The organism is Cochleicola gelatinilyticus (assembly GCF_001637325.1).
In the GTDB taxonomy this organism is placed as follows: Bacteria; Bacteroidota; Bacteroidia; order Flavobacteriales; family Flavobacteriaceae; genus Cochleicola; species Cochleicola gelatinilyticus.
Genome location: NZ_LRXL01000036.1, coordinates 1 through 3292 on the forward strand (window position 1 = coordinate 1; position 3292 = coordinate 3292).

Annotated in this window: 6 protein-coding genes; all 6 read right to left on the minus strand. The window is 33.4% G+C overall.

Going from position 1 to position 3292, the window contains the following annotated elements:
• Positions 1–447: 447 nt before the first annotated feature.
• Positions 448–915 (minus strand): DUF4265 domain-containing protein, encoded by a 468-nt coding sequence (locus ULVI_RS07675; RefSeq protein WP_068591469.1) that lies wholly within the window; start codon positions 913–915, stop codon positions 448–450.
• Positions 908–1333 carry a hypothetical protein gene (locus ULVI_RS07680; RefSeq protein ID WP_068591471.1) on the minus strand — a complete coding sequence of 142 codons (426 nt, stop codon included), beginning with the start codon at positions 1331–1333 and terminating at the stop codon, positions 908–910. Before ULVI_RS07680 ends, ULVI_RS07675 begins: the two co-directional genes overlap by 8 nt.
• A 159-nt stretch (positions 1334–1492) precedes the next feature.
• Complete coding sequence (locus tag ULVI_RS07685) at positions 1493–1915, minus strand: hypothetical protein (protein WP_068591473.1); 423 nt, start codon at positions 1913–1915, stop codon at positions 1493–1495.
• 4 nt (positions 1916–1919) lie between these two features.
• On the minus strand, positions 1920–2129 hold the full coding sequence (locus ULVI_RS07690; protein ID WP_068591475.1) for a hypothetical protein: 210 nt from the start codon (positions 2127–2129) through the stop codon (positions 1920–1922).
• The gene (locus ULVI_RS15420; protein ID WP_157632589.1) at positions 2126–2350 is read right to left on the minus strand and encodes a hypothetical protein; all 225 of its coding nucleotides are present in this window, start codon (positions 2348–2350) and stop codon (positions 2126–2128) included. Before ULVI_RS15420 ends, ULVI_RS07690 begins: the two co-directional genes overlap by 4 nt.
• A 98-nt stretch (positions 2351–2448) precedes the next feature.
• The gene (locus tag ULVI_RS07700; protein ID WP_068591479.1) at positions 2449–3258 is read right to left on the minus strand and encodes a DUF2971 domain-containing protein; all 810 of its coding nucleotides are present in this window, start codon (positions 3256–3258) and stop codon (positions 2449–2451) included.
• Positions 3259–3292: the final 34 nt, after the last annotated feature.

Genomic DNA, 3292 nt, shown 5'->3' on the forward strand with positions numbered 1-3292 from the left:
CACGCTATATGTTGCGTTTTCTGTTATCCTGAAATTGAATTAAAAGTACTGTCCAATCAGTTTTATAAGACGCGTTGAATGCATTATGTTTCCGCATTCGTTTCGCTGAGAACAATTTTTAGTCAGAAGTTTTATTTAGGCTAAAGATTGCGTGCGGCTTTACAGTTCAGTATAATTTTTTAGTTTCAGTTGCGAAATGCTTGGAGAATATTACGTCACGGGAGCCATCGTGCATAACGGCTCCGTATATGAAAAGTAGCGCTGTAAATAAGCGATAACTTTTCGGATTAGATACAAGCCGAATTTTTAAATTTTACTATTTATCTTTTTGTTTGGAAATCGTCAAATTTAAAAATTTGGCGACTTTCCAAAAACGCTCAAGCCATTGTGTTAGCAACGACTTGCGCTATTTTTTATATACAATGTTCTACGCAGTTTTTTTTTCGCTCAATTGTAGCCTTCAGCTCGATGTCTGTCCGAAATTGTCGGTTCTGCGTAACCTATGATTTCCGCGTTTTCCATTCGGTCAAGTTCCTTTTTAATTGGCTTGTAATCTAAATTTGAAGGAATTTCCATTGAGAAATAACCTTCATTCGCTTTTTCCGATTCGCAACCTAACTTATAAAATATATCTCGAATAGTATTTGCTTTAGTTGTCTTGTCCATAATTACAACTTGGACAACAGTTCGCCCAGAATATTCATAAGTTTTTCTGTAAGTCAGCATTTGCTCTGTCTCGTCAAATTCCGCAAATACAATATCTTCCGAAGCAACCAATGGAATATAAAAAGGGATATTATCAATTTTATATAATCCTTTCTTTTTATCAATTTCATCTGCCCAAACGGTTTCAACCATTTGCTCGTCAAAAATGTTGCTGTGGAAATTAAACAATATTTTTACTTGGTTATTCATTCGTTTCTAAATACTTTCTTGCATCTCTCAAATTTAATTCCGTTTCGTTAAAAGCAGAACTTCCATTTCTGTCGATGTTAAAAATAGGTTCTCCTAAATTTCCTAACGCAATCATTAATTGATAAACAGTATCTGCATTTTCGTTTTCAAGTTCAATTTTTAACCATTTCTTAAAGTTCGGAATTAATTCGGTTTTGTGAATTTTACTTAAAGACCAATAAGCACTTATCCGTTCTTTTGAGTCCGAGTAAAGTCCGTTGTCTATTCCATTGACAATTCGAGTTTCCAGTTCAATCGGTTTCAGATTGTTTAATCCAGATTCGGCAATTACTTGTTCCTCGTATTCCGATTTTTTATTTCCATTTGCTTTTTCAAATATATAAGCAGAAGCCTCAAATTGGTCGTTTGTCAGTTTCATTTTCTTTTAAGCACGATGTTTTTTTCAAATTGCGTAGAACGGTCTAGTGTATGATTTCGTTGCGTGTTTAAGCAACTAATTTAGCAAATAAATCACAGATAGAAAGTCCGCGAGGACTTTCGTAAGTAGGCTATAACTAGCAATGGATTATACACATTGTTACCTGCTGGCTTTATTCAGTTTCCTATCATTTATTTTACCGAAACTATATTTTCCAATTCGGACTAAAATCAGAACGATTGTAACTACTGCTGAAAACCAAGCCGTATTATAAACTCCGTAATAAAATTGGTCAATTGGAATAAAATCCGAAAATGTAGTTCCTAAAATTATACAAACTAAAAATATTCGGATTATTGTTTTGAACCAACTTGGTTTAGTCAACATTTCATAAAATCCAATTATACAAACGAAAATAAAAAGTGAAGTATAGGTAGTATTATAGCAAATCAGACCAAAAAGTTCAGGGTCAGTTTTTTTCATTTCTTCAGTCCATTTGATATGTTCATAATGATGTTTTAAAGACAACATCAATTGGATAAGTATTGTAATTATTGAAAAAAAAGGTTTATAGAATTTCATTGAATTAGTCTATTTTAATTTCAATGTTTTTGTTTTCTAAATCAATCTCAATCCATTCAGCTTGAGATTCCAAATCAGGAATGCATTCGGTCAATTCCATTCCTTTAGCGTATTTACTCAATGCTTTTTTTCCGAAATGAACTGTCGCTTTAAATTCCGTTTGTCCAGTTTTTCCAATCCACGCTTTAGTTTCTATTTTTCGTTTATCATTCACGTTTTTTTAGTCAACTGATTTTCTGTCGGAAACCAAGAAACTCCATCACACCAAAACCCTTTTAATTCAGGGTCAGTCGATTTTTCCAATTCGTGACAAATTCGGTACTCAAGTCGAGTGCAGAATTCTTCGTTAAATGGTGTTTCGATATTTTGTTGTGCGTTCGTCATTTCAGCTTGCAGGTAACGGTCTCGGCTATGAGTAGTTGCGTGGGTTAGCACGTAACTTTGCAAGTACACACCAAACTGAAAATCCGAGAGGATTTTCAGAAGTAGGCGAAAACAAGCAATTACTTATAGCCATTGTTGGGCACAGTTTTTTAATAGTTCGTATTTCTAAAGTCCAACCAAATTTTTAATTCGGATTCTTTCAGCTGATGTTTTTGGGAATACTTTGATACTATTCCTTTGTATTTTTGAAATTGGAACGAGTCAAGCCTTGGATTCGCAATCAGCTCAAATTCCAATTCGTTTATATTAGGTAACTTGAATTTAAGTCCAGGAATTTCGAGTATTTCTTTCATAAACCCAATAATTCGGTATTCTGTTTCGTGATTAAATGCCTGATGTTTTCTAAAAGCAGAATATTTAATTAAAGACTCTTTCTCTTTAAATAACATCTTATCAAAATTCTGATATTGAACAACTCCAGCTACGAGTAAATCAATTTTATTGGTTGGCTCAGTCTGTAATTCAATTGATTCTCTTATTAACTTTTGAAAGTATTCACGCTCAAATCGAATAGCAAAACCTGCTTTTCCATAAATGTCCCACATTGCGAAGGATTCCGTATCGTTGAGAATCCAACAGCTGACAAATCGATGCTTTTGCTGTTTAGTTAATTTCGCTTGTATTGCACTTAATTCGGCTCTATTATTTTTAATTATTTCTGCCCAATGGTTTTCGGGTATTTCAGGATTAGCATCTTCCGGCTTTGATAAAGTTTGAGTTCTAAATTTAAGTTCGTTAATGTCATAAGGTTCAATATTTTCTAAATTGTCCTCAAATTTATCTAATCTGGATAGGAATAGACTGTTGGTGTCCAGAAAGTCAACCAGCTTTTCAATTGTTACATATCTATATACGTACTTTTGATTGATTCCTTTAGTATGGTATGTTTCCCAAGTCATTTTTTAAATTGTGCCCAACGGTTTGCATAAGAAC

Coding starts and splice junctions, on each gene's coding strand:
- ULVI_RS07675 (WP_068591469.1), bottom strand. CDS start 915: ATGAATAACCAAGTAAAAATATTGTTTAATTTCCACAGCAACATTTTT.
- ULVI_RS07680 (WP_068591471.1), bottom strand. CDS start 1,333: ATGAAACTGACAAACGACCAATTTGAGGCTTCTGCTTATATATTTGAA.
- ULVI_RS07685 (WP_068591473.1), bottom strand. CDS start 1,915: ATGAAATTCTATAAACCTTTTTTTTCAATAATTACAATACTTATCCAA.
- ULVI_RS07700 (WP_068591479.1), bottom strand. CDS start 3,258: ATGACTTGGGAAACATACCATACTAAAGGAATCAATCAAAAGTACGTA.